General features: G+C 69.7%; 25 protein-coding genes and 2 pseudogenes. 18 read left to right on the top strand and 9 right to left on the bottom strand.

What is annotated here, in order from left to right; genetic code table 11:
• Positions 1 to 22 precede the first annotated feature (22 nt).
• Positions 23 to 718, bottom strand: a complete 696-nt coding sequence (locus KIP79_RS34265; protein WP_214109129.1) for an SAM-dependent methyltransferase — start codon at positions 716 to 718, stop codon at positions 23 to 25.
• Between the two features lie 282 nt (positions 719 to 1,000).
• Between KIP79_RS34265 and KIP79_RS34260 the strand changes: the two genes are divergently transcribed.
• From KIP79_RS34260 to KIP79_RS34210, 11 genes are all read left to right on the top strand, one after another.
• Positions 1,001 to 2,038 carry an ABC transporter substrate-binding protein gene (locus KIP79_RS34260; protein WP_214109128.1) on the top strand — a complete coding sequence of 346 codons (1,038 nt, stop codon included), beginning with the start codon at positions 1,001 to 1,003 and terminating at the stop codon, positions 2,036 to 2,038.
• Positions 2,035 to 2,868 carry an ABC transporter permease gene (locus KIP79_RS34255; RefSeq protein WP_214109127.1) on the top strand — a complete coding sequence of 278 codons (834 nt, stop codon included), beginning with the start codon at positions 2,035 to 2,037 and terminating at the stop codon, positions 2,866 to 2,868. The genes KIP79_RS34260 and KIP79_RS34255 overlap by 4 nt, the downstream gene beginning before the upstream one ends.
• 11 nt (positions 2,869 to 2,879) lie before the next feature.
• The gene (locus tag KIP79_RS34250) at positions 2,880 to 3,620 is read left to right on the top strand and encodes an ABC transporter ATP-binding protein (protein WP_214109126.1); all 741 of its coding nucleotides are present in this window, start codon (positions 2,880 to 2,882) and stop codon (positions 3,618 to 3,620) included.
• Between the two features lie 28 nt (positions 3,621 to 3,648).
• Entirely contained in the window at positions 3,649 to 4,482 is an 834-nt protein-coding gene (locus KIP79_RS34245) for a hypothetical protein (protein WP_214109125.1), read from the top strand.
• A gap of 25 nt (positions 4,483 to 4,507) precedes the next feature.
• Positions 4,508 to 4,921 carry a VOC family protein gene (locus KIP79_RS34240; protein ID WP_214109124.1) on the top strand — a complete coding sequence of 138 codons (414 nt, stop codon included), beginning with the start codon at positions 4,508 to 4,510 and terminating at the stop codon, positions 4,919 to 4,921.
• Between the two features lie 3 nt (positions 4,922 to 4,924).
• On the top strand, positions 4,925 to 5,962 hold the full coding sequence (locus tag KIP79_RS34235; protein WP_214109123.1) for a LacI family DNA-binding transcriptional regulator: 1,038 nt from the start codon (positions 4,925 to 4,927) through the stop codon (positions 5,960 to 5,962).
• A complete protein-coding gene (locus KIP79_RS34230; RefSeq protein ID WP_214109122.1) occupies positions 5,959 to 7,452 on the top strand; it encodes a class I adenylate-forming enzyme family protein in 1,494 nt (497 codons plus the stop codon). Before KIP79_RS34235 ends, KIP79_RS34230 begins: the two co-directional genes overlap by 4 nt.
• On the top strand, positions 7,449 to 7,787 hold the full coding sequence (locus tag KIP79_RS48710) for a Zn-ribbon domain-containing OB-fold protein (RefSeq protein WP_214109121.1): 339 nt from the start codon (positions 7,449 to 7,451) through the stop codon (positions 7,785 to 7,787). The genes KIP79_RS34230 and KIP79_RS48710 overlap by 4 nt, the downstream gene beginning before the upstream one ends.
• The gene (locus KIP79_RS34220; RefSeq protein ID WP_214109120.1) at positions 7,784 to 8,917 is read left to right on the top strand and encodes a thiolase family protein; all 1,134 of its coding nucleotides are present in this window, start codon (positions 7,784 to 7,786) and stop codon (positions 8,915 to 8,917) included. Before KIP79_RS48710 ends, KIP79_RS34220 begins: the two co-directional genes overlap by 4 nt.
• Positions 8,918 to 9,052: 135 nt before the next feature.
• Positions 9,053 to 10,234 (top strand): pectate lyase-like domain-containing protein, encoded by a 1,182-nt coding sequence (locus KIP79_RS34215; protein WP_214109119.1) that lies wholly within the window; start codon positions 9,053 to 9,055, stop codon positions 10,232 to 10,234.
• A gap of 140 nt (positions 10,235 to 10,374) precedes the next feature.
• Complete coding sequence (locus KIP79_RS34210; protein ID WP_214109118.1) at positions 10,375 to 11,832, top strand: B12-binding domain-containing radical SAM protein; 1,458 nt, start codon at positions 10,375 to 10,377, stop codon at positions 11,830 to 11,832.
• 30 nt (positions 11,833 to 11,862) lie between these two features.
• Here KIP79_RS34210 and KIP79_RS34205 read toward each other — a convergent pair whose 3' ends face one another.
• From KIP79_RS34205 to KIP79_RS34190, 4 genes are all read right to left on the bottom strand, one after another.
• Complete coding sequence (locus KIP79_RS34205) at positions 11,863 to 12,429, bottom strand: hypothetical protein (RefSeq protein ID WP_214109117.1); 567 nt, start codon at positions 12,427 to 12,429, stop codon at positions 11,863 to 11,865.
• A 151-nt stretch (positions 12,430 to 12,580) separates the two neighbouring features.
• On the bottom strand, positions 12,581 to 14,098 hold the full coding sequence (locus tag KIP79_RS34200; protein ID WP_214109116.1) for a flavin-containing monooxygenase: 1,518 nt from the start codon (positions 14,096 to 14,098) through the stop codon (positions 12,581 to 12,583).
• Positions 14,095 to 14,547, bottom strand: coding sequence for a cupin domain-containing protein (locus KIP79_RS34195; RefSeq protein ID WP_214109115.1), 453 nt, complete (start codon positions 14,545 to 14,547; stop codon positions 14,095 to 14,097). Before KIP79_RS34195 ends, KIP79_RS34200 begins: the two co-directional genes overlap by 4 nt.
• 84 nt (positions 14,548 to 14,631) lie before the next feature.
• Positions 14,632 to 15,393 carry an IclR family transcriptional regulator gene (locus KIP79_RS34190; RefSeq protein WP_214109114.1) on the bottom strand — a complete coding sequence of 254 codons (762 nt, stop codon included), beginning with the start codon at positions 15,391 to 15,393 and terminating at the stop codon, positions 14,632 to 14,634.
• Between the two features lie 2 nt (positions 15,394 to 15,395).
• Between KIP79_RS34190 and KIP79_RS34185 the strand changes: the two genes are divergently transcribed.
• The 4 genes from KIP79_RS34185 to KIP79_RS34170 are packed head-to-tail and all read left to right on the top strand — an operon-like array spanning position 15,396 to position 18,466.
• Complete coding sequence (locus tag KIP79_RS34185) at positions 15,396 to 16,199, top strand: SDR family oxidoreductase (RefSeq protein ID WP_214109113.1); 804 nt, start codon at positions 15,396 to 15,398, stop codon at positions 16,197 to 16,199.
• Positions 16,199 to 16,681 (top strand): cupin domain-containing protein, encoded by a 483-nt coding sequence (locus tag KIP79_RS34180; RefSeq protein WP_214109112.1) that lies wholly within the window; start codon positions 16,199 to 16,201, stop codon positions 16,679 to 16,681. The genes KIP79_RS34185 and KIP79_RS34180 overlap by 1 nt, the downstream gene beginning before the upstream one ends.
• The gene (locus KIP79_RS34175; protein WP_214109111.1) at positions 16,674 to 17,534 is read left to right on the top strand and encodes an alpha/beta fold hydrolase; all 861 of its coding nucleotides are present in this window, start codon (positions 16,674 to 16,676) and stop codon (positions 17,532 to 17,534) included. The genes KIP79_RS34180 and KIP79_RS34175 overlap by 8 nt, the downstream gene beginning before the upstream one ends.
• Positions 17,531 to 18,466 (top strand): DODA-type extradiol aromatic ring-opening family dioxygenase, encoded by a 936-nt coding sequence (locus tag KIP79_RS34170; protein ID WP_214109110.1) that lies wholly within the window; start codon positions 17,531 to 17,533, stop codon positions 18,464 to 18,466. The genes KIP79_RS34175 and KIP79_RS34170 overlap by 4 nt, the downstream gene beginning before the upstream one ends.
• A gap of 161 nt (positions 18,467 to 18,627) precedes the next feature.
• On the opposite strand, the gene KIP79_RS34165 is transcribed toward KIP79_RS34170, so the two are convergent.
• Positions 18,628 to 19,860, bottom strand: a complete 1,233-nt coding sequence (locus tag KIP79_RS34165) for a cytochrome P450 (RefSeq protein ID WP_214109109.1) — start codon at positions 19,858 to 19,860, stop codon at positions 18,628 to 18,630.
• A 75-nt stretch (positions 19,861 to 19,935) separates the two neighbouring features.
• On the bottom strand, positions 19,936 to 21,426 hold the full coding sequence (locus tag KIP79_RS34160) for a purine-cytosine permease family protein (RefSeq protein WP_214109108.1): 1,491 nt from the start codon (positions 21,424 to 21,426) through the stop codon (positions 19,936 to 19,938).
• Between the two features lie 190 nt (positions 21,427 to 21,616).
• Here KIP79_RS34160 and KIP79_RS34155 point away from each other — a divergent pair, with 190 nt between their 5' ends.
• The 3 genes and pseudogenes from KIP79_RS34155 to KIP79_RS34145 all read left to right on the top strand — a co-directional run bounded on the left by KIP79_RS34155 (position 21,617) and on the right by KIP79_RS34145 (position 24,430).
• Positions 21,617 to 23,482: a hypothetical protein gene (locus KIP79_RS34155; protein WP_214109107.1), complete on the top strand. Its 1,866-nt coding sequence runs from the start codon at positions 21,617 to 21,619 to the stop codon at positions 23,480 to 23,482.
• Positions 23,483 to 23,679: 197 nt separating this feature from the next.
• A pseudogene (locus KIP79_RS47670) lies at positions 23,680 to 23,859 on the top strand (DapH/DapD/GlmU-related protein); the annotation flags it as partial.
• 64 nt (positions 23,860 to 23,923) lie between these two features.
• On the top strand, positions 23,924 to 24,430 hold the full coding sequence (locus KIP79_RS34145) for a TetR/AcrR family transcriptional regulator (RefSeq protein ID WP_214109106.1): 507 nt from the start codon (positions 23,924 to 23,926) through the stop codon (positions 24,428 to 24,430).
• Between the two features lie 42 nt (positions 24,431 to 24,472).
• Here KIP79_RS34145 and KIP79_RS50235 read toward each other — a convergent pair.
• A pseudogene (locus KIP79_RS50235) lies at positions 24,473 to 25,163 on the bottom strand (alpha/beta fold hydrolase).
• A 90-nt stretch (positions 25,164 to 25,253) separates the two neighbouring features.
• Positions 25,254 to 26,830: helix-turn-helix domain-containing protein (locus tag KIP79_RS34135; RefSeq protein WP_214109104.1), on the bottom strand; the 1,577-nt coding region annotated here is incomplete at its 5' end.

Raw genomic sequence — 26,830 nt, 5'->3', positions numbered from 1 at the left:
GGGGGCCGCGACCAGCAGTCGATCAGATGGAGATCTTGAGACCGACCAGATGGGGAGCTCCCGCCACGACGGAAACCTTGAAATCGGCCATGTTCTTGAGAAGCCGTTCGGTTATCTCCGCGACGCGACCCGCGGGCGGTTCATAGCCCAGGAAGAACACACCCCCGGGGTTCAACAGCGAGCGGATCACACTCATTTCCGTGACCGGATTCCGCACCCAGAACACGTTCACGTTCACGGCGAAAATCTTGTCATAGCGTTCGCCGTCGAATTCGGCATCCTGGAACTCCCCCGTACGGAAGCTCGCCTTCCCCGAAGCCACGGCATCCCGGTTCCGCTGCTCGGCCAGAGCGATCATCTTCGCCGACCGGTCAATGGCCACGACCTTGCCCGTGGTCAGCTTGGCACAGACCAACTCAACGGCAACCCCTCGGCCGCAGCCGATCTCCAGGACATGATCCTCCGGAGCGATGGCACAAGCGTCGACAGTCCAGTCGTTTCGAGTGGTCATATGCCCGTCCCCGTTAACCCCATTCGGCACGTTCGTCACCCAAGCTAGTCCTTGTCGGCCGACCAGGCGCACCAGCGGGGCGGCCTGCTGGAGATCGTCGGCTCGCGGGGAGCGCATCCGCACGACGCTCTGAGCCGCGCCCATGCCATGCCTGGGTGGGGCGATGAAGGTGGCCGGCGGCTGGTGATCGAGCCTGCGAGCACGCATGACGGTGCTACTTGTGTCCAATATCGGTAACGCTCCGTGAGATCACATCGCCAGGTCAATCGTTTGGGTCAAACGATTGACTTCCTCTTTAAGCGCATGCTTCACTTCTGATCAGCTCAAGGTGAGCATGGCGTAACCCGCCCGAAACCACCGTGCCAACTGCGGAAACGGTCCAGGCTGTGGCGGGTTGCGTGATGTGCCGCCGGCTCTATACCAGGCGGCTCGGTATCGACTCAGTGTGACGAGATCGGGGGCCGATCACTCGAACGTGGAGGCGGAACTGTGATATTCGGACAAGTGCGCCTGAGCGCCGCGGCGCTCGCTGTCATCGCGCTGGCCACGGCATGTGGCGGCGGCACCGACGACAGCGGGACCACCGCGGACGGCAAACAGACCCTCAGGGTCGCATACCAGAAGTCAGCGATCCTGAGCCTGATGGACTGGGTCGCCCAGGAGCAGGGATTCTTCTCCGGCCGAGGACTCTCGGTCACCCTCATGCCCAGCGCGTCCGGACAGGCCGCGGTGGCCACCGCGCTGAACGGCGGTGTGGACATCCTGTACGGCCCGCAGAGCAACACCGTGCAGGCGGCCTCGCAGGGCGAGTGCTTCAAGTACCTCACGTCCGGCCACTCGAACACGGTCAACGTGATCGCCCGCCCCGACCTCGCGCTGCCGAGCAAGAAGTCCGACGCCTTCCCCGGCGGCCTGGCCGACCTGAAGGGCAAGAAGATCGGCGTACCGAACCTGGGAAGCGCGACCGACCGCAACACCCGCACCGTGCTCGCCGCCGCGGGGCTGGACGTCACCAAGGACGTGACCTTCGTGGCCATCGGGGTCGGCAGCACGGCGGTGGCCGCGCTGGAGAAGGGCTCGGTCGACGCGCTGGCCGCGTTCCCGCCCGACTCGACGAACTTCCCGGCGGGGTCCTACCAGACCGTGGTCGACCTGGTCGGCCACCCGGAAAGCAGCCCGCTCAGGGACGTCATCGTCTCGCACACCGTCACCACCTGCGACTATCTCGACAAGCATCCCGACACGGTGCTGAACTACTGCCGGGCCTACTACGACGCCCGCGACTGGGCGCTGGACCCCAAGAACCTCGACGCCCTCTCCACAATCCTCGCCAAGTACCTCGACATGAGCCAGGACGCGGCCAAGGGGATGTGGACCCGGTACGGCGACGTGTGGCGGCAGCACCCCACGCTCACCCCCGAACTGTGGGCGGCGCAGTCCAAGTTCAACCCGCCGGACCAGCAAACCGTCCCTGACTACGCGACCTGGGTCTACGCGCCGTGCGCCGCCAAGGACCCGCGGGCATGACGTCCGTCGTCGGCTCAGCCGTCGAGGCCGTCGAGCCCGCCGAGGTCACCCAGGCCGGGCCGGCGAGGGACCGGCGCGGTCGCGCGGTCACCCTGCTCTGGCAGGTGCTGCTGTTCCTCGCGTTCCTCGGCCTGTGGCAGGTCGCGCACTGGCTGAAGCTGGTCCGCCCGATCGTCCTGCGTAGCCCCGGCGAGGTCTGGCAGGCGGCCGTGGACCTGGTGAGCGCCGGCCAGTTGTGGCCCAACCTGTGGGCCACGCTGCAGGCGACGCTCATCGCGCTCACGCTGGGCGCGGTCACCGGCGTCCTGATCGGCCTCGGCCTGGCCCTGTCACCCCGGGTTGAGCGGATAGTCGACCCGTACCTCAGCGCCCTCAACAGCGCCCCGCGGATCGCGTTCGCCCCGGTCTTCATCGTCGCCTTCGGGATCACCACCACCGCCAAGGTCGCGCTGGCCTTCTCCGTCGTGGTCTTCGTGGTGATTCTCAACTCGCGGGCCGGAGTGCACGCCGCCGACCCCGACGTCATCCGGCTGATGGAGGTGATGGGCGCGAGAAAGTCACAGATCTTCCGCAAGCTGTTGTTCCCCGTGGCGGTCCCGTCGATCTTCGCGGGGCTGCGGCTGGGCCTCATCTACAGCCTGCTGGGCGTGGTGACCTCGGAGATGATCGCCGCCAAGGACGGCTTGGGCCAGCTGGTGGCGACCTTCTCCGGAAACTTCGAGCTCGATCGGGTGTACGCCGTGATCGCCGTGCTGATCATTGCCGCCACGCTGCTCAACTCGATCGCCGGACTGATCGAACGGCGGCTGCTGTGGTGGAAACCGCGATGAGAGAAGGCCAGATGGCAGCTGTACGGCTGGACAGGGTGACCGTCCGCTTCCCCGGCACCGCTCAGCCGGCCGTGACGAACGTCTCGCTGTCCTGCGCGCCTGGCGAGTTCGTCGTCCTGGTGGGACGTAGCGGATCAGGCAAAACGACGATTCTCAACATGCTGGCCGGCCTGCTGCCGCCCGACGAGGGCGAGGTGCGGGTGCTCGACCGGCCGCCGGTGGCGGCCAGGGCCGACCTGGGCTACATGTTCGCGCGGGACGCGCTGATGCCCTGGCGGACCGCGCGCCGCAACGTGGAACTCGGGCTGGAGATCCTCGGGCGTTCCAAACAGGAGCGGCACGAGGTCTCCGAGCGGATGCTGCGCAAGGTCGGCCTGGAGCACGCGGCGGGACGGCTGCCCTGGCAGCTCTCCCAGGGCATGCGTCAACGGGTCGCCCTGGCCCGTACCTGGGCCCGCGAGCCGAAGCTGCTGCTCATGGACGAGCCGTTCTCCGCGCTGGACGCGCAGACCAGGCAGGAGGCGCAGAGCGGCTTCCTGGAGACGTGGGCCGGCACGGGCGCCACCGTGGTCCTGGTCACCCATGACCTCCGCGAAGCCCTGCTGCTGGGCGACCGGGTGGTGCTGCTGGCCGGCGGCCGGGTCATCCGTGAGGTACGGGTCCCGTTCGCCCGCCCCCGCGACCTGGAGGAACTGGCCGTCGACCCCCGGGTGCACGCGCTGGAACACGAGCTGCGTGACCTACTGCGATGACCTGAAGAACGAAAGCTAGGAGGAACCAATGGCAGTGACGACCAAGGATCCCAAGACCGACGGCTGGGTGAACGCCTCGGAGCACCGCACCCCCGGTATCACGATCAAACCGCTGGTGAACCGGGACGGGCAGGGACGCAGCTTCGAGTTCAACATCGTGCAGTTCGGCGGCGGCGACTTCTTCAGCCCTCGGCACCGGCACAACTTCGACCAGATCCGCATCGGCCTGGAAGGGGAGACCAGCTACGGGGAGAAGCATCTCATCCGGGCCCGGACCGTCGGCTACTTCCCCGAGGGGGCCTGGTACGGGCCGCTGCAGGTGAACCAGCCGTCCGTCCAGGCCATCCTGCAGTTCGACGGCGCCAGCCACTGCGGCTATGTCAGCTACGAGCACCTCGACCGGGCCACCGCCGAGCTGCGTACTGAAGGAACGTTCGCCGGAGGCTTCTTCGAGCCGGCCAACGGCGACTCCAGGATCGACGCCTACCAGGCGTCCTGGGAGCGGGTCACCGGCCAGTCCATGGTCTATCCGGAACGCCGTTTCACCACGCCCATCTACATGAACATCGACGCGTTCGCCTGGGTCGGCGCGGCGGGATCGGTGCGGCGCAAGACCCTCGGCGTCTTCGGCGAGCGGCAGACCACCATCTCCATGCTGGAGGTGCCGGCCGGGGCACAGGCCCAGATCAGCGAGCCCGGCCGCACCGTCGTCGGTTTCGTGCTGACCGGCGCGGTCGACTGCGACGGCAGCGCGCTCGGCGCATGGTCGGCGGTGCGCACCGAGGAGACCGACCAGGTGAGTGTCACCGGCGCTGCCCCCGTTTCCGAAGTCATCCTGCTCCACCTGCCGACCTTTGAATAATCGGTACACCCAGGAAAGGACCGCAATGAGCTGGAAGCTCCATCACGTCAATATTCCCGCCCGCTTCGTACGCGAGACTGCTGACTTCTACGTGCAGGTGCTCGGCATGACCGAGTCCTCCCCCACGTTCAAGGACCGGGACCGGGGCGTCTTCCACACCGACGAACAGAATGTCGCGTGGTTCGACAACGGCGTCAGCCAACTGCACATCGCACGCCCCACCCACCACTTCTGCGCGGACAACAACTTCCATATGGACCCGCTGGTGAACGGGCATGTCGCCATAGAGGTGGACGATCTCGACGCGGTACGGGCCCGGCTGCGGGAGCGTGGGATCTACTTCGCCGACCCCGGCAACTGGGCGCTCAACGGATACCAGCAGATCTACTGCCTGGACCCCGCCATGAACGCCGTCGAAATCAACCAGCGGATGAGCTGATCCGTGGCCGAGCCCAAGCCCCCTGCCGCGAAACGGCCGACCATGAAGCAGGTGGCCGCGCGCGCGGGCGTGGATGTGAGCCTGGTGTCGCGGCTGCTCAACGACGACCCGCGACTGAGCATCGCACCCGATACCAGGCGGCGGGTCATGGACGCCGTACGCGAGCTGGGTTACCGGCGGAACCTGACGGCCCGCTCACTGCGCACCTCACGCGGCCTGATGGTGGCGTTCCTGCTACCGGAGTTCACCAACCCGGTCTACTCCCGCATCGTGGCGGGGGCGCACCGCCGGGCGGCGAGCCTGGGTTACGCCGTCATGCTGAGCGAGTTGGACGACACCGACGCCGAGGACATGCGCGGGCACCAGGCGCGAGGCGTGGACGGCGTCCTGCTGGCCGCCGGCAACCTGGAGGACGCGCGGATCGCCGAGCTGTGCGGTGGCGACCTGCCGGTGATCGCGGTGAACCGGCAGATCCCGGGATCGCGGCGGTGGGCGGTCGTGGACTACGGTCTCGGCGGCCGGCTGGCGGCCGAGCACCTGCGCGAGCTAGGACACCGTCGCGTCGGCGTGCTGACCGGTCCTGGCCGGTTCGACTCCGACGGGAGCCGCGTGCGCGGCTTCGCCGACGCCCTGGGAGACGCCGTGGGTGGAGAGGACCCGCCCGTGGTGGTCGCGGACGGCCTGACCCCCGATGACGGGCTGCGGGCCGGCGCCGAGTTGCTGGCCCGTCATCCCGAGGTGACCGCGGTGTTCGCGACCACGCTGATGCTGGGCGTCGGGCTGCTGCGCGCGGCGAGTGAGGCGGGGATCGCGGTCCCCGGCGAGCTGTCCATCGTCTCGCTGCACGACGTGGATCTGGCCAGGTTCATGTCACCACCGCTGACCACGGTCGCGATGCCGATGGTCGAGCTCGGCGCGGCGGCCTTCGACCAGCTCCTGGCCGTGATCGACGGGCAGGACCCGGAGCCGACGGTGATGACGCAGCCACCGGTGCTGGTTCGCCGGGCGTCGACCGCACCACCCCGGAAGGAGAGACGATGAGAGACGGCGCCGCGACCTTGTGGCCGGTCTTCCGCGGCTCGCTGCTGCGCAACGGCGACCGGCCCGCGTTGGCGTTCGGCACGCGGACCTGGACCTATGACCAGCTGTCGCGAACCGTGGCCGGCGCGGTCGGCGTCCTGGACGGGGCTGGAGTCCGTCCCGGGGATCGAGTGGTCCTGCTGACCGGGAACCACCCCGCGTTCCCCGTCTACGATCTCGCCACCATGGCCGTCGGCGGCGTGAAGGTTCCGCTCAGCCCCGCGCTGACCGCCGACGAGGTCTCCGGCATCGTGGCGCGGGTCCGGCCGCGGGCGATCGTGGTCAGCCCGGAGCTGCGCGACCGATACGCCGGGCTCGACCTGACCGCCGTCGAGCGGCTCGCGGAGGCGCCCGCGCAGGACCTGCCGAGGGAGGCGGGGACCAGCCCGGACGACCCGGCGGTGATCTACTTCACGGGCGGCACGACCGGTCAGCCCAAAGGGGTGGTGCACACCCAGGCGGCCACCGTGACCAACCTGTGGGCGCACCTTCTCGACGGCGGGATCGGGCGTGACGAGCGGCTGCTGCTGACCACCCCGCTGGCGCACGCCGCCGGGCTGTTCACGCTGGCCGCCCTGCTGCGCGGCGCCTACGCCAGGGTGGAGCCGGGGTTCGACACGGCCGCGGCGCTGGACCGGATCGACACCGACAGAGCGACCTGGATGTTCGCGGTGCCAACCATGATCTACCGGCTGCTCGATCTGGCGGCGGAGCGCGGCTGGCGCCCGGCCACGCTGCGTACCCTCCAGTACGGCGCCGCGCCGATCTCGGCCGCCCGGCTGCGGCAGGCGCTGGGCCGGTTCGGGCCCGTCCTGCAGCAGCTCTACGCGCAGACGGAGTGCCCGAACTACGCGGCCGTGCTGCACAAGGAGGACCATCTGCGGGCGTTGACCGAGCCCGAGCTGATGGGCTCGGCGGGACGGGCGTCCATCATGTGCGAGCTGTCCATCCGCGACGACGCCGGCGCCGAGACGGAGCCAGGGACGCCAGGGGAGGTCTGCGTCAGGTCCCCCTACACCATGCGGGGCTACTGGGACGGCGAGTCCGGCGACCGTTTCCACGGTTCCTGGTTGCGTACCGGGGACATCGGCTACCTGGACGCGGAGGGCTTCCTGTTCCTGGTGGACCGGCGCAACGACATGATCGTGTCGGGCGGGATGAACGTTTACTCGATCGAGGTCGAGCAGGCGCTGCTCACCCATCCCCAGGTCACCGCCGCGGCCGTGGTGGGCGTCCCGCACGAGGACTGGGGTGAGGCGGTTCACGCCGTCATCGTGGGCGACGCCGAGCCCGGCGAACTGGCCGAGCACTGCCGTGCGGCGCTGGCCTCCTACAAGCGGCCCAAGAGCTACGAGTTCGCCGCCGAACTTCCGCTGACCCGGTACGGAAAGATCGACAAACGCGCGCTGCGGCTCCCGCACTGGGCAGATCATCACCGGGGGATCTCGTGAGCCCGCCACTGCTGGTCTCCGGCGGTGTCGCGGGCAGCCGCTGCGCGTCCTGCTCCTACCCTGCCGCCCCTGCGTGTCCCCGCTGCCCCGCCTGTGGCGGCCCGTCCAGTGAGACCGTCTTCAGCCCGCGAGGCACCGTCTGGGCATCGACCCTGCTGCATATCGGGGTGGCCGGTCGGCAGCCCCCCTTCGCCTTCGCTTACGTGGACCTGGACGACGGGCCTCGCGTCCTGGCCCCCCTGGAGGAGGCCCGCGTGGCGGACGTGGGGGCTCCCGTCGTGCTCATCCCGTCCGCCGACCACTGGTGCCTGGCCGTCCTTGAGGAGAACAAATGACCGGAGCCGCCGTCTGGGGGGTCGGCACCTCGGAGTTCGGCAGGTTTCCCGGGCGGAGCCCGGAGGATCTCGTCGCGGAGGCGACGGCGGAGGCGCTGACCGCCGCCGGGGTGGAGCCCGCCGAGATCGAAGCCGTCGTGGTCGGAAACGTCTTCGGACCGTCGGGGGTGGCCGCCCGGGCGGCCCGCGCCGCCGGGGTCTCCCATGGGCCGGTCATCCGGGTGGAGGCCGCCTGCGCCAGCGGCACCCTGGCCGTGCACAGCGCCGCCCAGGCGGTCGCGGAGGGCCGGTACGGCCGGGTGCTGGCGGTCGGCGTCGAGCACCTGTCGGCCAGGTTCGACGGGGCCATCGAGCCGGAACGGTCGGACGCGGAAGGCGGCCAGGGGCTTCCGCTGCCGGGCCTCTACGCTCTCCAGGCCCACCGCTACCTGCACGTGCACCGGCGCGACCCGGCCGAGCTGGCCGCCGTCGCGGTGAAGAACCGCGCGCAGGGCTCCCTCAATGACCGGGCTCACCGCCGTCACCCGGTGACCACGGAGGAAGTCCTCGGTTCGCGTATGATCGCTGACCCGCTCACCGTCCTGCAGTGCTGCCCGCTCAGCGACGGCGCCGCCGCCGCGGTGCTCGGCCCGCCCCGGGCCGGCCGCCCCGACGTGCCGGTCCTGGCCTCGGTCTACGTGGGCGGCCAAGCATGGCCCGCCGCGCCCGACGAGCCGTGGAGCGTCGCCTGCATACGGCGGGCCGCGCGGGAAGCCGAGGCCGGGGCGGGTCTGCGGCTCGCCGAGGCCGACCTGTTCGAGGTGCACGACGCCTTCACCATCGGCGAGGTCCTCAGCCTGGAGGCACTTGGCCTCTGCCGCCCCGGCGAGTCGCTGGACCTCCTCCACGACGGCGTCTTCTCCAGCGGTGGGCGCCGGCCGGTCAACCTCAGCGGCGGACTGCTCGCCCGCGGCCACGCGCTCGGCGCCACCGGCGTGGCTCAGGTGGCCGAAGTCGTCTGGCAGCTCACCGGCAAGGCCGGGGCCCGCCAGCTCGGAGCCCCCAAGCTCGGCGTGGTGGAGACCATGGGCGGCGGAGCCGCCGGTCTCGACGGCAACGCCGCCGCGGTCCTGGTCCTCGGCCACGCCTGACCTGCGAGGCGGTCCGAGGCGGCGTGCGGCCCGCCGGGCCCGTGGCGCCCGCCCTCAGCACCGAAGCCGTTCAACCGTTCCAAAGCCGTGCTTGTGCTACGGCTGGTTCACGCGGTAGAAACGTGACTTCAGTTCTTGATCAAGCCTCGGACTCCGGGAGGTGGAACCAGGTTCTCCGGCGTCGTCGGCGCACCGGCCGACTCCTCGTTCCCGGGCTCGCCGTACACCACGCTCGACACCACTCCCCTCAGCCGGGAGAAGCCCTACCTGTACGTCGACGCGCAGGGCAAGTACAACGTCCGGGTGCCCGCCGCGCAGCGGGGCACGCGTGGCATCACCTGGGCCAACGGCGTGACCCCCGGCCGTACGCTGCCGATCGGCGACTTCTTCGTCGCCAAGCCGTCGGATTCGGTGCAGGTCATCAACAACCAGCTCGCCAGAGGCAAGCATCTGCTGCTCACGCCCGGCGTGTACAACGTCGCGCGGAGCATCGAGGTCAAGCGCCCGAACACGGTCGTCCTCGGTCTCGGGCACGCCACGCTCACCGCCGTCAACGGTTCGACCCCGCTGGACATCGCCGACGTCTCCGGCGTCATCGTGGCCGGGGTGACCGTCGACGCGGGTCTGAAGAAGTCGAACGTCCTGCTCAGGGTGGGCAAGAAGCAGGGCTGCGGATGCGGGAGCCGCGGTTCGGCGACCAACCCGACGACGCTGTCCGACGTGTACTTCCGCGTGGGCGGGCCGCACATCGGCAAGACCGAGACCGCGCTTGAGGTCAACAGCGGCAACGTGCTCATCGACCACACCTGGGTGTGGCGCGCCGACCACGGGGTCGAGGGCTTCACCGACGCCCAGCGCTGGAACACCAACATCGGCCGCTTCGGCGCCGTCATCAACGGTGCCAACGTGACCGCGACCGGCCTGTTCGTGGAACACTTCCAGCGGTACAACACCGTCTGGAACGGCGACAACGGCACCACGATCCTGTACCAGAACGAGCTGCCGTACGACCCGCCGACCCAGGCCGACTGGATGAACGGCAAGGTCAAGGGCTACGCCGGGTACAAGGTCGGCAACCGCGTGAAGACCCACAAGCTCTACGGCGGTGGGGTTTACGTGTTCAACCAGCACAACCCGTCGATCCACACCGAGAACGGCTTCGAGGTTCCGAAGACCCCGGGCGTGAAGCTGCACCACATCATGACCGTCAACCTCGGCGCCGGAACGATCGACCACGTCGTCAACGGCGTGGGCGACGCGGCCGACACCACCAAGAACGGTGCACCGGTCTACATCACGGACTACCCGGCTCCGTAATCTTCCCCCCGGTAGGGCCGGGCTCCGCGGAACCCGACCCCACCCTCCCTCAATCCCAACTGGTGACAGCAGCGAAATCTCCACAGAACAGGCACACGACCTCGGCAGCGGTTCCACATCCGCTTTCTAACATCCGGGGCATGCGTGTCACGATGGTGCTCCCGGCGCTGACCGAAGCGACCAGCCCGCTGTTCCGGCCGGTCAAGTACGCACTGTTCCCGCCGCTGGGGCTCGCCACCCTGGCCGGCTACCTGCGCGACGACGACGAGGTGCGGATCTGGGACGAGCACGTCCAGCGGCTGCGCCTCGACGATGACCGCCCCGATCTGGCAGTGATCCAGCCTTACATCACCTCGGCGCGACGGGCCTACGAGCTGGCGGACGCCTACCGGGCCCGGGGCGTGTACGTGGTGATGGGCGGACTGCACGTCACCTCCCTGCCCGACGAGGCCGCCGCACACGCGGACACCGTCGTCACCGGACCGGGAGAGGACACCTGGCCCGAGTTCCTGGCCGACTTCCGCCGAGGCAGACCCCGAGCCCGCTACCACTCCACCCAGCGGACACTGACCGGCCTTCCGCCGGTGCGACGGGACCTGATCGATCGGCGCCGTTATCTGGTGCCCAACTCGATCGTCGTCTCCCGTGGCTGCCCGCACCACTGCGACTTCTGCTACAAGGACGCCTTCTTCACCGGCGGCCGGTCCTTCTACACCCAGACGGTGGACGCGGCGCTGGCCGAGATCGATCGGCTGCCCGGGCGGCACCTGTACTTCCTCGACGACCACCTACTGGGCAACCGGCGCTTCGCCGAGGCCCTCTTCGCGGGCATGGCCGGGATGGGGCGGCTGTGGCAGGCCGCCGGCACGGTCGACTCGGTGCTGGCCCCCGGGCTGTTGGAACAGGCGGTCGCGGCGGGGCTGCGCAGCCTGTTCGTCGGCTTCGAGACCATCAACGGCGGCAACCTGGCCGCGCAGCGCAAGCGCCAGAACATCGGGCGCGACTACGCCGCGGTGGTACGGCGCCTGCACGACCTGGGCGTGATGGTGAACGCCAGCTTCGTCTTCGGCATGGACGGGGACGGCCCCGACGTGTTCGACCGTACCGTCGCCTGGGCGGTCGAACAGGGGATCGAGACCGCCACCTTCCACATCATGACCCCCTATCCCGGTACGGCGCTGTACCAGCGGATGGCGGCCGCAGGGCGGCTCCTGCACCAGGACTGGGACCTGTACGACACACGGCACGTCGTGTACCGGCCGGTGGGAATGACCGCCCGGCAGCTCGAAGACGGGTATTGGCGGGCCTACCGGGACTTCTACCGATGGAACGCGATCTGGCGCGGCGCCGCCACCAAGCCACTCCTTGGCGACCGCCTGCGCCACCTCGCCTACGCGGGCGGATGGAAGAAGTTCGAACCGCTGTGGGACCTGGCCATCCGGGCACGACAGGTGTCAGACGCCCTGCCACTACTGGAAACACTTCTGGCCAGCTTCGGCACCCGCCGCCCGCTCCCCGCCGAGCGCGGCGGCCCCCGTGTCAACTACGGGCCCACCGGCGAGGAGATCATGGTCCAAACGAAGATCCCAAGGCGCTAATCGTCTCCCCCGCTTGGGCTTCGTAGCTCCTTACAGGTCTGCGCACTCTTTCGTATGCGTATCGTCAGGCGCGCATAGCCGGACGTCCAAGTCGAAGTCGACGGTACGCCGTCGGGCCTGTGAAGAGTAGGTGAGGCGAACTCCCTCGGCGTGCGCGGTGGCGTCGCCGGTTTTTCCGTACTGCAGACCGAGCTCGGTGAGGAGACCGTCCCGGTCCTTCTCCTTGCAGGCCGTGGTCACGGCGGGGCTGCGGGCCGGGAAGCCGAGTTCGGTCAGCGGCTGCTCGGCGTTGCCGAGCATGGTCCGGGTACGGCTCTGCAGCCGGGACGAGAACGCCTGCAGAACGATGCCGCCACTCGGCCTGATCAGGTCGATCTCGTCGATGGTGACCGAACCGGGCCCATCCAGACACATCACCCAGCCGCCCAGTGAATAGGGGCGGTGGGCCACGGTGTCAGGCAGGACCACACCGATCCAGACGGTCTCGCCGGTGTCGGCGTCCTCACCAAGGAGCAGCCGCGGGCCCTCACCCGCGCTACCGGACGTCACGGCCACGACCATGGCGGTCATCAGGATCAGGCGAATGAGCGTACGCATGGCGAAAAGCTCCCTACCCCGACCTAGTCGACATCAGTCCTTGTGGGCTTCGGCGATACGCGAGCCGGGGTTGAGGTCGAGGGAAAGAGCGGCAGGGCCGCAGCCTGGCGCGGACGTCCTGAGGTGGACGCCCGCGGCAGGCCGAGCCCTCCTAGCGAGGGTCCGGGACCGGGTGTTCGGCGACCAGTCGGGGTGCGGTGGTCGGGGGGCTGGTGGAGAGGCGTTTGAGGAGGGTCGGGGTGAGGTGGCGGTAGGCGGTGGGGTTGATGGGGTTGAGCCAGTGGGAGGCGCGGACGAGGGGGCTGATGTTGAGGGCGAGGTCGCCGAGGACTTCGTCGACGTTGTGCATGGAGAACGGGATGATTTTTGTGCCGCGGCAGTGGTGGGTGTTGGTGGCGATGTCCATGAAAGCGAGCTGGTCGACGACCAGCTGACGCATGGTGGCCGGGTCCGGAAGCGGCACAGTCCCCGCGAGGTCGGCGGCGATCCATAATGCGGCCATCTCGGCGTTGAGGGGGCTGAAGAACGAGGAGTTGTAGCCGTTGAAGTACAGCCCGGGCACCTCGACGGGCCGGATCTGCCGGTAGAGCATGAAGTTGCCGCGCTCGTCGAACAGCCGCTCCTGGACGTCGCCGGGAAGGAACGGCACGCCCTGGGTGAAGCCGGTGGCGCAGATGACGAGGTCGGCCCGGAGCGTCGTGCCGTCGTCGAGTTCCGCGTACGGACCGTCGTCGCCGGCGTGCAGCCGGGCGATGGTCCGGCCGTGGCGCACGTTGATGCCGCCGTCGGCGACCGCTTCGAAGAAGCCCTCGGTCGCCAGGCCGATGGCGCCCTTGACGATGTCCTCCATCTGCCCTGGGGGGACCAGCCCGTGCTTGTCGAGACGGAACTGGCGCACCGACACCGACCCGATCGAGTTGATCATCCGGGCCCGCATGCCGTTCCCCGGCCCGTGCAGGAACTTCTCGACGCCGCGCAACCGCAGGTAGCGGAAGAGCGCCTCCCCCATCCGGGTCAGCAGCAGCAACTTGAAGTTGAGCACGCCGGCGATCTTGCGAGGCACCTTCCAGAGCAGGTGGCGGGCGATCACGTCGGTGCTCGCGGCGACCCGGCTGATCGGCACCGTGATGTCGCACGCGGATTTTCCGTACCCGACGACCAGCACGTGCTTGCCCCGGGCCTGCTCGGCGTCGTGCACGTCGGTGCCCGCGCGGAGCAGGCCGCCCGCCGCCGTGAACTCGGCCAGACCGGGGTAGCTCGGGACGGCGGGCTCGCAGAACACGCCGTTGGCCACGACGAGCCGGTCGAAGGTCTCGGCCGTGTCGCGCGTGGTGACCGTCCAGCCGGCCTCGTCCGGTTCGGCCGAGGTCACCTCGGTGTTCAGCCGCACGGCGGAGGTGAGCCCGAACTTCTCGGCGTACGCGGCGAGGTAGGCCTGGACCTGCTCGCCGCTGGGCCACTGCGGGTAGTCCCTGGGCATCGGGAAGTCCGACAGCGAGTACTGCGCCTTGGGGCTCTGCGTGCACAGACCCGGGTAGCGCCGGGTGCGGCTCCACACGCCGCCGACGTCCGGGGCCTTCTCGAACACCACCACGTCGTGACCGGCCTGGGTGAGCACCTTGGCGGTGCTGAGGCCGGCCACCCCGGCCCCGATGATCGCGACTCTCATGGCAGCCGCAACTCCAGCCCGAACTCGGCCATGATCTTCTCGATCAGCCGGATGTCCTTCGGGCCGGGCGGCATCTCCGCGAGCGCCTGGTAGTAGCGCTCCAGGCCGGCCGGCGAGACCACCGAGATGACCCTGGCCTCCTCCTGGTACGGGTTGCGGAAGGTGTGCACCACATCGCGGGGCAGGTAGAGGTAGTCGCCGTGCTCCAGGGTGAAGTCCTGGCCGCCCAGGTGGACGTCGAGCCGCCCGGCCAGGCAGATGAACGACTCGTCCTCCCGGGTGTGCACGTGCGGCGGCGGCCCGTCGGTCTCCGCCGGAACGGCGTACTCGAACAGCGAGTACGCGTCGCGGGTCGAACCGCCGTCGGTCTTCATCGTGATGCCCAGGCCGATCGCCGCGATCTTGTGTCCGTCGCGGGACGGCAGCATGTATCCACCACCGAGGGTCACCGTGTCCTCCTTCGCCGTGTGTCTGATGTCACAGCGTGCGGGGGCTTGGTGTGATCCGCAATCAGATGTCCCACTGGCTGGGACTCAGCGTCGGGTGGAGTAGGCCCTGGAGGCGGCCGAGGCGGCCATCCGCACTGCCGGCCCGATCCGGTCGGCCCGGACGAGCTGGCTGGGCCCGGTGACCGACAGCGCCGCCACCACCTCGCCCAGCGGCCCGAAGATCGCCGCGGCGACGCAGCTGACGCCGATGACCCCCTCCTCACGGTCGATCGCCCAGCCGCGCTCCGGGACGGCGGCCAGTTCCCGCCTGATGGCGACCGGGCTGGTCAGCGTGCGGGGCGTGCGGGCGTTGAGCGGGGCGCCGAGGACCGCCTCGATGACCGAGGGTTGCGAGTAGGCGAGTATGGCCCGGCCCAGCGCCGAGCAGTACGCCGGGATGATGCCGCCCACCTGGGACAACATCGGCATCGCCCGATGGCCGGTGATCTTCTCCACGACCAGGATCTGGCCGCCCTCCAGCACGCCGAGCTGCGCTGTGATCTTGGTGGCGTGATGCAGGTCCTGCAGGAACGGCAGCACCGCCTCCCGGAGCTCCATCCGGATCGGGGCGAGGCTGGCGATCTCGAAGAGCCGGTTGCCGATCCGGTACCGGCTCCTGGGCTTGTCCAGCCAGCCGAGCTGGAGCATCCGGCCGGCGGTGCGGTGCGCGGTCGAACGTGGCAGGCCGCTCCGCGCGACCAGGGCGGCGAGGGTGAGCTCACGGTGCGTCGCGTCGAACGCGCCGAGGATGGCGGCCGCCCTGTCCAGCCCGCCCATCGCCGATTCGTCCCGCTCAGCGGGACTCATCGTTGGTTCCCGAGTGCATACGAGTCAGGCTAAACCTCGTCTCGATCCCCTGGGAGGCCGTCATTCGTACCGCACTCGTCGGCGGCGGAGCCACCGGCATCGGCTACGCGATCGCCGAGCGGCTGGCCCGTTCCGGGCACCGCGTCGTGATCACCGGACGCACCGGCGACACCCTCGACGCCGCCGCGCGCCGGCTCAAGGAGAACACCGGCGCCGCGGTGGCGACGCTGGTCAACGACATCTCAGGCGAGGACGCCGCCGCCGTCGACACCGTGGACATCCTCGTCCTCAATGCCGGAGGTCCCCCGCCGGGCCGCATCCTGGACGTAGGCGACGAGGTCTGGCGGGCGGGCACCGAACTGCTGCTGCTCGGCCCGCTACGGCTGGCGCGGCTCGCGCTGCCCGCGATGGCCGGGCGCGGCTTCGGCCGGGTGGTCTTCGTCACCACGGGCGCCGTCCGCCAGCCGCAACCCGACCTGGCCGTCTCGGTGGTGCTCAGGTCGGCGGTCACGGCCGCCGCCAAACTGCTCTCCCGCGAGTACGCGGCGGACGGCGTCACCGTCAACTGCGTGGCCCCCGGCGCCACCGACACCGAGCGCCGCCGGAGCATCCTGGCCGCGCGGGCAGGCCGTACCGGACGCTCGGCAGCGGAGCTGGACGCCGAGGACGTGAGCGGCATCCCGGCCGGGCGGCCGGGACGGCCCGACGAGATCGCCGCGGCGGTCGAGTTCCTGGTCTCGGCGGACGCGGGATACATCAACGGGACTGTGCTGACAGTCGACGGTGGAAGGACGGAAACGATCTGATGACGGAATTCGTGATGGCTGATTTCCTGGGCGCGATCAGTGACGTCGTACGGCCAAGCCCGGCGCGTCCCGTGGTCGTGCGCGCGGCCGAGCTGGAGCCGTTGCCGGCCGACCAGGTGCACAACCCGACGGCGCTGTCGATCGCGGGCAAGCTGCCGACCACCACGTTCGAGATCTTCCGGCAGACGATCCCGCCCGGCCTCAGCTCCGACATGCAGCGGCACCACCACGAGACGGTGCATTTCGTGATCTCCGGGCGCGGGCACAGCGAGATCGAGGACGAGACCGCCGAGTGGGCCACCGGGGATTTCATCTACACCCCGCCGTGGACCTGGCACCGCCACTACAACGACTCGGCCGAGGAGCCCGTCGAGTTCCTGACCATCGAGAACTCCCGCCTGCTCGCCCTGCTGGGCGTCGGGCGGCGGCAGAGCGCGGGCCTGACCACCGTCGAGGAGGCCAGGAGGACCTGCCGTGACTGAGCATCTCAGCATCTGGGGCGAACTCGCCGACGTCGATCACGAGCTGCGCCACGTGGACGTCGGCGGCGTGCGCACCCGCGTGCTGCGCGCGGGGTCGGGCCCGGACCTGATCCTGCTGCACGGCACCGGCGGGCACCTGGAGGCGTACGCGCGGGACATCGCCGGGCTGGCCGCCGGGTTCCGGGTCACCGCGTACGACATGGTGGGGCACGGCTGGTCGGATCTGCCGGACCGGCCGTACACGATCGACGTGCTGTCCGACCACCTGATCGGCCTGATGGACGCGCTGGGCGTGGAGTCGGCCCACCTGTCCGGCGAGTCGCTCGGCGGCTGGGTGGCCGCCTGGACCGCCGCGCATCACCCCGGCAGGGTGGGGCGGATGGTGCTCAACACCCCCGGCAACATCGCCAACAAGCCGGAGGTGATGGTCCGGCTGCGGGAGAGCACCATGGCCGCGGTGACCGACCCGAGCGAGGCGAACGTGCGCAGACGGGTGGAGTTCCTCTTCCACCACAAGGAGATGGTCACCGACGAGCTGGTCGCCCTCCGCCGCGCGGTCTACAGCCGTCCGGGCTTCGTCCGGGCCATCACCAACACGCTCGTGCTCCAGGATCCCGAGGTGCGGAAGGACTTCGCCTGGGATCCCACCTGGGTGGGCAAGATCACCACTCCGACGCTGCTGCTGTGGACCGACCACGATCCGACCGGCGGGCTCGACGAGGCGGAACTGCTGCTCGGGTGGCTGCCCGACGCCCGGCTGCACGTGATCGCCGACGCGGGGCACTGGCCGCAGTGGGAGAAACCCGAGGAGTACCTCCAGGTCCACCACGAGTTCCTGCGGGGCACGGCATGAGCGAGATCATCGGCATGGTGGGGATGTCGCACTCCCCGTTCGCGACCCTGCTGCCGCCGTCCGGCCCTGAGCAGCCAGGATGGCGGTTCATGGCCGACACCCGGCGCGTCGCCGAGGCCGTGGCCGCGCTCGCGCCCGACGCGCTCGTGGTCATCGGCCCCGACCACTTCCACGCCAACTTCTACGACGCCATGCCCCCCTTCATCCTCGGCGTCGAACAGGCCGAGGGCTTCGGCGACTTCGGGAGCAAGGCGGGCCCGCTGCCGGTCGCCTCGGCACTGGCCTGGTCGGTCCGCGACGCCCTCGCCGACGACGGCTTCGACCTGACCCTGTCGTACGCGCTGACCGTCGACCACGGCATCGTGCAGAGCTACGACATGATCCGGGGAGACGCCGAACTGCCCCTGGTCCCGCTGGTCGTGAACACCGCCGCGCCTCCCCTGCCGAGCATGCCGCGCTGCGTCCAGCTGGGCCGCTCGCTCGGCGCGGCGATCCGGGGCTCGGCGTACGCGGGACGGGTGCTGCTGGTGGCCAGCGGCGGGCTGTCGCACTGGCTGCCGTCCAACGACCCGCGCGACCCGCGCATCGCCGCCGACCGGCGCGAGGCGGTGATCCGCGGGCGGCAGGACACCCGGGCCTTCGCCGCCGCCCGCGAGCCGCGGGTGCTGGCCATGGCCGGCAACCCGGACGCTCCGGTCAACGCCGGGTGGGACACCTGGTTCCTCGACCAGCTGCGCACCGGCGATCTCGGGCCGGTGACCGACCTCGGCGACAAGGGCCTGGAGGAGCGCGCGGGCACCGGCGGGCACGAGATCAGGACCTGGCTGATCGCGCTGGCCGCGCTGGGCCGGCCGCTGGTGTGGACCGGTTACGAGCCGGTGCCGGAATGGATCACCGGCATGGGCGTCGGCACCACCTTCGAGGTGAGCTGAGGTGCCTCGACCATCTGATGGCAGCCCGTGCGTTCCAGCCCAGACAAGATCGGCGTGAATCCCCCCTTAACACTCACGGGTGGTTATAACGACTTTGGAGTGGCCCCACCCGGGCGGCTTGGGGGCGTGTTGAGGCTGATCAGTGAGGATGTCCCTGGAGCCTACGCGGGGCTCACCGGCAGGCAGACAACATCCCACGACATGCCGGTGACCTCACGAAGCACCTCCCCACCGTGGTCCAGACGGACCTGCGAGGGCAGTGTTTCCAACGTGGCCAGCAGCACGTCCGCTACGAACTGCTCTGCGCCCACCTCGCCCTGACAGCGGTGCACACCCTCGCCGAAGGCCAGATGCGGTGGCCGCTGCGGGCGCGGGTCGAAACCGGAGGGGGCCAGGCCGAAGCGTTCCGGGTCCATGTTCGCGGCAGCGTAGGAGATCAGCACCGGCTCCCCGGCCGGGAGCTCGCGCCCGCCCAGGGTTACGTCGGCCCTGGGGGTGATGAGGTTGATAGGGAACGAGAGCCCGCGTCTGCCGCCCTCGGCCACCATTCTGCGCACGAGTTCCGGCTGTCCTGCCGCCTTGACGGCGTAGCCGTACAAGTCGTGTTCCAGCAGCATGGCGATCAGGCTCGCCGCGGTGGCCGTCTGCGATTCGTGGCTGAGGACGAGCATCCCGAGCTGGCTGATGAGCTGGCTGCTGGTCATGTTCCCGGAACGGTGCAGGCTCACCAGATGACGGGCCAGGCCGTCTGGCAACTTGTGGTAGCTCGCGGGTACGCACTCCATGATGTCCTCGAACTCCGGCTGCCGGACCGAGCCGAAGTAGTCCAAGCCGCTGCCCGAGCCGTCTGGCCTGGGAGGCGGAACGCGCAACCGCTGGAGCTCGCGCAGCCGGGCCACGTGCTCCAGCAGCGGCGGGGCCTGCAGGGTGTGCTCGACGATGACCCGCAGCGAGGCTTCGTAGATGGCCCGGGACAGGTTCCACGGTGGCTCCTCGTCCATGAGCAGGCGCAGGAGCTGCCGCATGAGCGTGCGGGTGAATTCGCGCGCCTCAACGGTCGAGCCGCGGTTGATGCCCCGCAGCGAGCGACGCAGTGCCCGGTGCGTCTCGCCGTCCATCAGCCAGGACGCGTCGAGGATGCAGTGGCGCTCCTCGCGGGGGACGACATCGAGCGGTATTTCCCGGCGCCAGGCTCCGTCAGAATCCAGCACTACCGCAAGCACGTCCTCGTACCTGCTGACGACCGTCGGCGCGGCGGTGGTGTCGACGGGTCTGGGCCGGAAGAGATAGTCGGCGTCGCGCGGCCACTGCGACGGCGGGAGCCAGACCGCCCCGGCTGTCGGCTGCATCTCGCCCAGGCTGACGCCCGGGAGCAGGAGCGTAGACGCGGTCATGTTCCCCTCCCTCAGTTCACATTGGTAGCCCGGCAGCGGCACCGCCACCGTGGCGTCTCCCTGACGCCGGCTTCCTCAGCTGCCTTCAGGGGCAGTTACGACCGGACGCGAGACCCGCGCCAGCAGGGCCTCCAGGATCGGGTACAGGACGCCGGCGATGACGAACGATCCCGCGAAGCTCACGTCGACGCCACCGGCGATGTTGGCGAGCGGCCCGACATAGAGCGTGGTCTGCACAGCCAGCAGACCGAAGGTGCACCCGGACACCCACGCGGCAACCGCGGCCAGGTTCCAGCCGCCGGTGTACCAGTACCTGCCGCCCCGCTCCCGCCGGTTGAACACCTGCAGGTCGTCCTGGAGGTACTGGCCGCGGTGGCGAAGGTAGCCGACACCGATGATCGCCGCCCACGGCGCGCTCACGGCGAGCAGGATCAATGAAATCGCGCTCAGCGCGTCGCTGGCGTTCCAGAGCAGCGAGCCGCCCAGGACGATCACCAGGCCCACGACGCTCATGATCGTGGTGGAGCCGGCCCGGGTCAGCCTCGTGGCGATGGCGCTCAGGTCAAGTCCCGCGCTGTAGACCATGCCCGCGCTCCAGCCCAGCCCGCCGAGAAGTGCCATGGGAAGCAGGAGGACCGCGTACCACCCGGGGACCGCAGTGATCAGGCTCTGCGGGAACGGCGCGTCCGGGTGCGCGAACGCCGTCGTGACCAACGTGCCGATCCCCATCGGAATCACGTAGCTGACGACCACTGCCAGCAGTGCGATCGGCAGGAACCGGCGCGGAGGGTACCTGCGGGATGAGACGTAGCGGGACCAGTCGCCCACCACGGTAGCCGCCGTCATCACCCCACCGACGCCGACGGAGAGCGCCGACAGCAGCCAGGTGGCGGTGAAGCTCCCGAGAATGTAGTTCCCGCCTTGGTAGCCCACGTTAAGATCCCCGGCAACCGCCAGCGGCATCAGCAGCACGGTGATCGTTCCAAAGACCGTGAGCACCAGGGTCGTGCGCACCAGCAGGTGATACCCATACACGCCGATCAGTGCGGACAGGGCAGTGAGGGCGAGATAGGCCAGCGCGAGAGCGCCGTTGCCCGTCGGGGTGTCGAACAGCCTGCTCGCACCGGCGACGAGAACCTGACCGCTGGACCAGATCGTGATCACCATCCCCAGCAGCACCAGGGCCAGGCCGATCCCGGAGCCTATGAGCCGGCCGCGCACCCCGAAGTGGGCACCGCTGGAGGTGGAGTTGTTGGTGGCGGTCCGCGAGCCGATGACGATGAGCGGCGCGATCGGAATGAGGCCGACAAATATGCCCGCCGTCATCGAGGTGATCGACGCCCAGAATCCCAACCCGAACGCGATCGGCAGCCATCCGTAGACGACGCTGCCGAGCGTGAAGCTGCTCCCGGCGCAGATAATGAACCACGTCCACGGTGTGCTATTCCGCTTTTCCTCCGGGATGCGGTCGATTCCGTGACGCTCGAAGGACAGCGGCTGGCTGAGCTCGTTGTGACCCTGACCAACGCCAGTCAACGGATCGAGACCCTCGGGGCGAACGTCCATTTCGGGTCAGCCTCCTCAGCAATTTGCACCCGCCCACATGGCTAACAGCCCGGAGACCTGTTTTCAAGAGTGTGGGTGCCGAATACTTTGTCCTCCTTTGAGGAGGCTGAGTATCGATCGTGATCGCGGGCTTTACGCGTCCGGGGGGCCGCGTTACGGTCAGGGCTGTCCCCGAGGAAGGGAACGTTCCATGCATTCAGCGGTTTCCGCGGAGCAGCAGGTGCTGGAGCCGATCCTGGCGGCGGTTCGCGCCGTACGCGACGGAAGTCTGCGGACCAGCGCGCAGCGCCTGGCGCATGTGGCTGAACTGCGGAAACACCTGGCCAAGGTGAAGGAGGCCTTGGCTGCCGACGCGGCTGCGGGCAGTTACTTCAAGTGCCTCGCGGTCTGGATCGAGGCATCTCCCGTGACCTCGGCCGCGCTGGCGGGGGTGGCCCTGGACCGGGACGATGTTCAGTCGCTCGGTCCCGCGTGGGTGGAGGCGTATGTCGAGTATCTGACCGCGGTGGTGACGCGGCTGAAGAAGGCGCCGGCCCCGGTGAGCGAGGCCATGATCCCCTTCCGGGAGCGGATTCTCCAGGGGATCCGGCGGGCCGGGGTGACCGTTGGGGCGGACCGGCGGCTGTGCGCGATCAGCGATGTGAAGGTGCGCCGGCTGCGGCGCGCGGCGGTGCATCTGCTGCTCCTGGGGGAGAACGGACCGCAGCTGGAGCTGAGGCAGAACCTGCTGACCTACCAGCCGACCGGGCAGATCGAGCCCGAGGACCTGAAGGCCGTCCCCCTCCAGGTGGACTTCGGCAACGTTCCCGGCGCGGAGCGGCAGGCGGTCGCCGAGGCCGTTTTCCAGGCCGTGGCCACCGGAGGGCCGAAAGAGATTCCGGGCCGGTTCATCTGGCCGCTGACCATTCGGGCGCAAGGCGGGCGGGTGCGGTACGAACTGGTCTTCGCGGCCGTGGACGGGGACCAGCCCCGGCAGATCCGCCCGGAACGGCTGGGTGAGGCGACAGGCTGGGCGGTTCCGGGCTACGTGGGCGACCAGAACGGTGTGGACGCGCGCAGGAACGCGCTCATCAGGAGGTTCGCCCTCGGTGGCGTGGAGGACCGGCGGACGGCGCGGTGGTCGGCGGACGAGCTCGGCCTGGTCGCCGCGGCCTTCGAGCGGCTGCCGCCCTCCGGCGCGGAGGCGCTGCGCGGGGTCGTGCTGGTCCGCGACGGGGTGACGGCGGAGCTGGACGCCGGGGTCACCAGGGCCGGGTTCACGCATATCAACAGGCACGACGTCGACGCCGGGGACCAGTTGAGGCCGCCGCCGCATGTGCACTACTACAACGTGACCTTCGACGAGCGCAACGGGCGGGCCACCGGGTCGCCCGGCGATGCCGGAGGCGGTGCGGACTTCACGCTGCTGCACGAGGCGGGCCATGTGGTGATCAGCTGTCCCAGAGCGTGGTATTTCGTCAGCCGCAACTCCCTGGTCAGGTCCTATCAGGAGACCCGCGATCAGTTCGTCGCTCGGATCGTCAAGCAGGTGGCGACGGACGATCGCCCGATTCTGGTGGAGTGGAATCGGTTGTCCAATCCGTACACGCTGGCGGTGGCGGAGCAGTTCGCGGCGGCGGACGCGTTGTGTACCGCCTACTACTCCTGCGACCCCGAGCGGGTCAACGCAGCCCTGCGGGAGTACCAGGCCAAGAGGACGGTGGCGGAGACGGCCAAGAAAGCGCTGCTCGATTCGGCCGCGCTGCTGGACCCGGTCCTGCCCGAGGGGGAGCGGCTGGCGGTCCAGATCACCACCGAACAGACGAGGCAGAGCGAGATCTCCGATGCCACGGCCACGGACGGCCGCCGCCTCTATTACTTCAAACAATATGCGGAGAAGGTGAGATTCGTTCCTTTCACCGCCTATGGCCGGACGGCCGTGGACGAGTTCTTCGCCGAGACCTACGCCTTGTTCCTTGCCGACCGCGAGCGCCTGTACGAGTACAACTGGCGCATGTGCTGCTGGCTGGAAGCGGACTTCCCGGACCCGGACACGTTCGTCCCGAACGCGTTCTGATCCCCAGCGGAGCAGAAGTGTACGATCGTACACTTCCATCCGCGATCTTCGAGCTGCAGCAGCGTGCCGCGCGCCTGTCGGCCCAGTTCCTGACGGCGTACGGTGAGGACGGGTTCGCCGCGCAGGAGATCGCGCGCGAGCTGTTCGGCGACCTCGACGAGACCGCGTTCGTGCCGCAGTCGCGCCGCGACAAGCTGGAGGCGGCCAAACCGATCACGATCGGCGACAACGTCTGGCTCGGCGGCGGCGTCATCGTCCTTCCCGGAGTCACCATCGGCGAGAACTCGGTGATCGGAGCAGGGGCCGTCGTCACCAAGGACATCCCCGCGAACTGTGTCGCGGTCGGCAACCCGGCGCGGGTCATCAAATCCATCTAGTCAACAGGAGGCCACGTGCGGGCCCGTCGAACCGAACCCGATCGGCGAAGCCTGGCTGATCGACGTGACCTTGGAGCTGATCGCCGAGGCCGGGGTGGCGGGCACATCGCATCGGAAGATCGCCGCACGCGCCGGCGTACCGCTGGGCTCGATGACCTACCACTTCAACGGCATGGACGAGCTGCTGTTCGAGGCGTTCACCCGGTTCGCCGAGACGATCATCACGCAGTTCGAGAAGCGGCTCAGCGCGGCCACCACGATCGACGAGGCCAAAGAAGCGATCGTCGGCCTCATCCACCAGGACCTCACCGGGCCGCAGACGGCCCGCGACGGCGTCCTCGCCTTCGAGCTCTACACCCTGGCCGCCCGCGAACCACGCTTCCGCGCGATCACCCGCGAGTGGATGCGCCGCAGCCGCGTCGAGCTCGAACGCCACTTCGACCCCGACACCGCACGCCAGGTCGACGCCCTCATCGAAGGGCTCTGGATTCACCGCAGCCTCGACCCCGAACCCCTGGACCGCGGTATCACCAAGGACGCGATCACCAGGATCACCACCCGGCAATCGTGATCTGGCCCGCGCGACAGGACATCCCGGAGCGCGGGCCATATCTCAGCCGCCGGTGGCCGCCTGCTTGATCAGATCGGCGACGGCTTGCGGCTGGGAGACGTAGACGGCGTGGCTGCCGGCGGCCTCGACCACGGTGGCGCCCGCGCGTTCGGACATCGCTCGCTGGGCCGGTGGCGGGATCATGCGGTCGTCGGTGGCGACCAGGTACCAGCTGGGCTTGGTGCGCCAGGCGGGTTCGGTGACCGCGCCGCTGAGCGCGCCGACGCCCCACGGGACCTGGGAGTCGGCGATGAACTCGGCCTGCGCGAGCGGAAGGTCGCCCGCGAAGGAGGCGGGGAACTTGTCGCGGTCGAGGAAGAGGAAACCGTTGACGGGAGGCAGGATCGGCGGCACGGGCGCGCCCGGCGGCGGGTCGGCGATGAGGGTGTTCACGGACTCGCCCTTGTCGGGGGCGAACGCGGCGATGAAGACCAGCGCCGACACCTTCGGGTGGTTGCCTGGCCTCGCTGATCACCGCACCGCCGTACGAGTGGCCGACGAGCACCGTCGGACCGTCCTGGCGGTCCAGGATCAGGCGGGTCGCCTCGGCGTCCCCTTCCAGCGACAGGGTGGGGTTCTGGACGACGCTCACCCGGTAGCCGTCCCGCCTGAGCAGGTCGTAGACGGGCTGCCAGCCCGACCCGTCGACGAAGCCGCCGTGCACGAGCACGACGTTGGTCGCGGTGGAACTCATGTGCTCACTCCTCGCGTACTGGTTGGTCCAGACGTGAAGAACGGTAGGCAGCAGGGGGGCGCGGTCGATTGCGTCAAATGACTGGCGCCGTCACCCGCTCTCCGGCGGGGCCTCGCGGTCGAGGTCGGCCAGCGCGTCGCGCAGGGCGGCGCGCGAGGTGACGCCCAACTTCGGGAAGAGCTGGTAGAGGTGGGTGCCGACGGTCCGGGGCGACAGGAAGAGTCGTTCGCCGATCTGCTTGTTGGTCAGGCCCGCGGCGGCGAGTTCGGCGATCTCGCGCTGCTGCGGGGTGAGGGAGGCTGGGCCGGACAGGGCGAGGTGGCCGATGGTCTGCCCGGTCGCGCGCAGCTCGCCGGCGGCCCGCGCGGCCCACGGCCGGGCCCCCAGCCGATGGAAGGTGTCCAGAGCGGCGGTCAGGTGACGGCGGGCCTCGGTGGTGGCCTTGGTGCGTCGCAGCCGTTCACCGTACGCGAGGGCGATCCGCGCGCGGTCGAACGGCCAGCGGTCGCCGCCGGTCACGGCGAGCGCCCGCTCGAACAGGCCGGCCGCGTCGTCGTCGGAGGCCACCAGGGCGGCCGCGGCGTCCACGGTCATGGCCAGCCGCGGCGACAGCGCGGCCACCCCGCAGGCGCGTGCCGCCGCGACGTGCGCGGCGGCCTCGGCCAGGCGGCCGCTGCGCACCGCCGCCTCCACCACGTCCATGATCACCCAGAGCGCGTGCGGCACGTGCTCGGCCAGCTCATGGGCAGGTGTGATCGTCCTGCCGTGCCGGTGGGCGTCCTCGAAGTCGCCACGGCCGAGAGCGTCGAGCATCAGCGCCTGGGCCGCGATGCGCAGGACCAGACCGGCCCTGCGCGGCGTCGCCCACACCGTCATCCGGTCGGTCAGCGCCTTCGTGGCGTCGTGGTCGCCGTGGGCGGCGGCCAGCATCGCCAGCAGGTACAGGCCCAGGCATTCCAGCAGCCGGTAGTTGTGCGCCCGGCAGAGCGTGACGTGTTCCTCGGCGAGGGCGCGCAGCTCGTCCCACTCGCCGGTCATCAACTGATCGAGCCCGATCAAGGACCGGGCGTGCAGGGAAAGCGTCACCGCGGGGCCGCCGCCCTTGTCGCTCAGGATGCGCCACAGGGCCGCCCGGCAGGAGGTCAGGCGGTCGACGAACATCCCGGCGAGTCCGACCCGGACGCTCCAGACCGGGTCGGCCTGCTCGTCCAGGTCGGCGATGGCCGTGTCGATCCGGTCCAGCAGGGCGCCTGCTGTACGGGCCGGGTCGTCGAAGGTGCCGACGAGCAGCGCGAGCAACTCCGGTACGGGCCCGGTCAGCCGGGCGAACGCCGCGTGGAACGGCGCCCACAGCTGGGCCCGCCCGCCGAAGTAGCAGACCCAGCCAAGGGTGTAGAACGCCTCGACGAGCGTGTCGTTCCCGCTGTCGTAGGGCGTGGGCTGCATCTCGACGGCCCCGACCAGCAGCCGGTGCGCGGTGTCCACGTCGCCCTCGCCGCTGAGCAGCAGGTGGTGGGCGGCCGCGACGGCCGAGACCAGCGGCTGGGCGAGGCCGGTCGCCCCCTGCCGGGCGTCGGCGAGCAGGCGCGGCACGTCGCGCAGGTCCCCGGCGATCACCGCCCCGAAGTACGCCGCCTCGGCGAGCCGCCGGCTCCGGTCGGGGCCGC

The organism is Acrocarpospora catenulata (assembly GCF_018476525.1).
In the GTDB taxonomy this organism is placed as follows: Bacteria; Actinomycetota; Actinomycetes; order Streptosporangiales; family Streptosporangiaceae; genus Acrocarpospora; species Acrocarpospora catenulata.
The sequence above is the reverse complement of the archived record's forward strand: the minus strand, read 5'-3'. Positions and strand labels throughout refer to the sequence as shown.

Bases quoted from the DNA above. Each gene is read 5' to 3' on its own strand.
- KIP79_RS34245 (WP_214109125.1), top strand. From the start codon at position 3,649: ATGGCAGTGACGACCAAGGATCCCAAGACCGACGGCTGGGTGAACGCC.
- KIP79_RS34200 (WP_214109116.1), bottom strand. From the start codon at position 14,098: ATGAGAGTCGCGATCATCGGGGCCGGGGTGGCCGGCCTCAGCACCGCC.
- KIP79_RS34170 (WP_214109110.1), top strand. From the start codon at position 17,531: ATGAGCGAGATCATCGGCATGGTGGGGATGTCGCACTCCCCGTTCGCG.
- KIP79_RS34220 (WP_214109120.1), top strand. From the start codon at position 7,784: ATGACCGGAGCCGCCGTCTGGGGGGTCGGCACCTCGGAGTTCGGCAGG.
- KIP79_RS34180 (WP_214109112.1), top strand. From the start codon at position 16,199: ATGACGGAATTCGTGATGGCTGATTTCCTGGGCGCGATCAGTGACGTC.
- KIP79_RS34240 (WP_214109124.1), top strand. From the start codon at position 4,508: ATGAGCTGGAAGCTCCATCACGTCAATATTCCCGCCCGCTTCGTACGC.
- KIP79_RS34210 (WP_214109118.1), top strand. From the start codon at position 10,375: ATGCGTGTCACGATGGTGCTCCCGGCGCTGACCGAAGCGACCAGCCCG.
- KIP79_RS34265 (WP_214109129.1), bottom strand. From the start codon at position 718: ATGCGTGCTCGCAGGCTCGATCACCAGCCGCCGGCCACCTTCATCGCC.
- KIP79_RS34255 (WP_214109127.1), top strand. From the start codon at position 2,035: ATGACGTCCGTCGTCGGCTCAGCCGTCGAGGCCGTCGAGCCCGCCGAG.
- KIP79_RS34250 (WP_214109126.1), top strand. From the start codon at position 2,880: ATGGCAGCTGTACGGCTGGACAGGGTGACCGTCCGCTTCCCCGGCACC.
- KIP79_RS34205 (WP_214109117.1), bottom strand. From the start codon at position 12,429: ATGCGTACGCTCATTCGCCTGATCCTGATGACCGCCATGGTCGTGGCC.
- KIP79_RS34230 (WP_214109122.1), top strand. From the start codon at position 5,959: ATGAGAGACGGCGCCGCGACCTTGTGGCCGGTCTTCCGCGGCTCGCTG.
- KIP79_RS34190 (WP_214109114.1), bottom strand. From the start codon at position 15,393: ATGAGTCCCGCTGAGCGGGACGAATCGGCGATGGGCGGGCTGGACAGG.
- KIP79_RS34155 (WP_214109107.1), top strand. From the start codon at position 21,617: ATGCATTCAGCGGTTTCCGCGGAGCAGCAGGTGCTGGAGCCGATCCTG.
- KIP79_RS34165 (WP_214109109.1), bottom strand. From the start codon at position 19,860: ATGACCGCGTCTACGCTCCTGCTCCCGGGCGTCAGCCTGGGCGAGATG.
- KIP79_RS34160 (WP_214109108.1), bottom strand. From the start codon at position 21,426: ATGGACGTTCGCCCCGAGGGTCTCGATCCGTTGACTGGCGTTGGTCAG.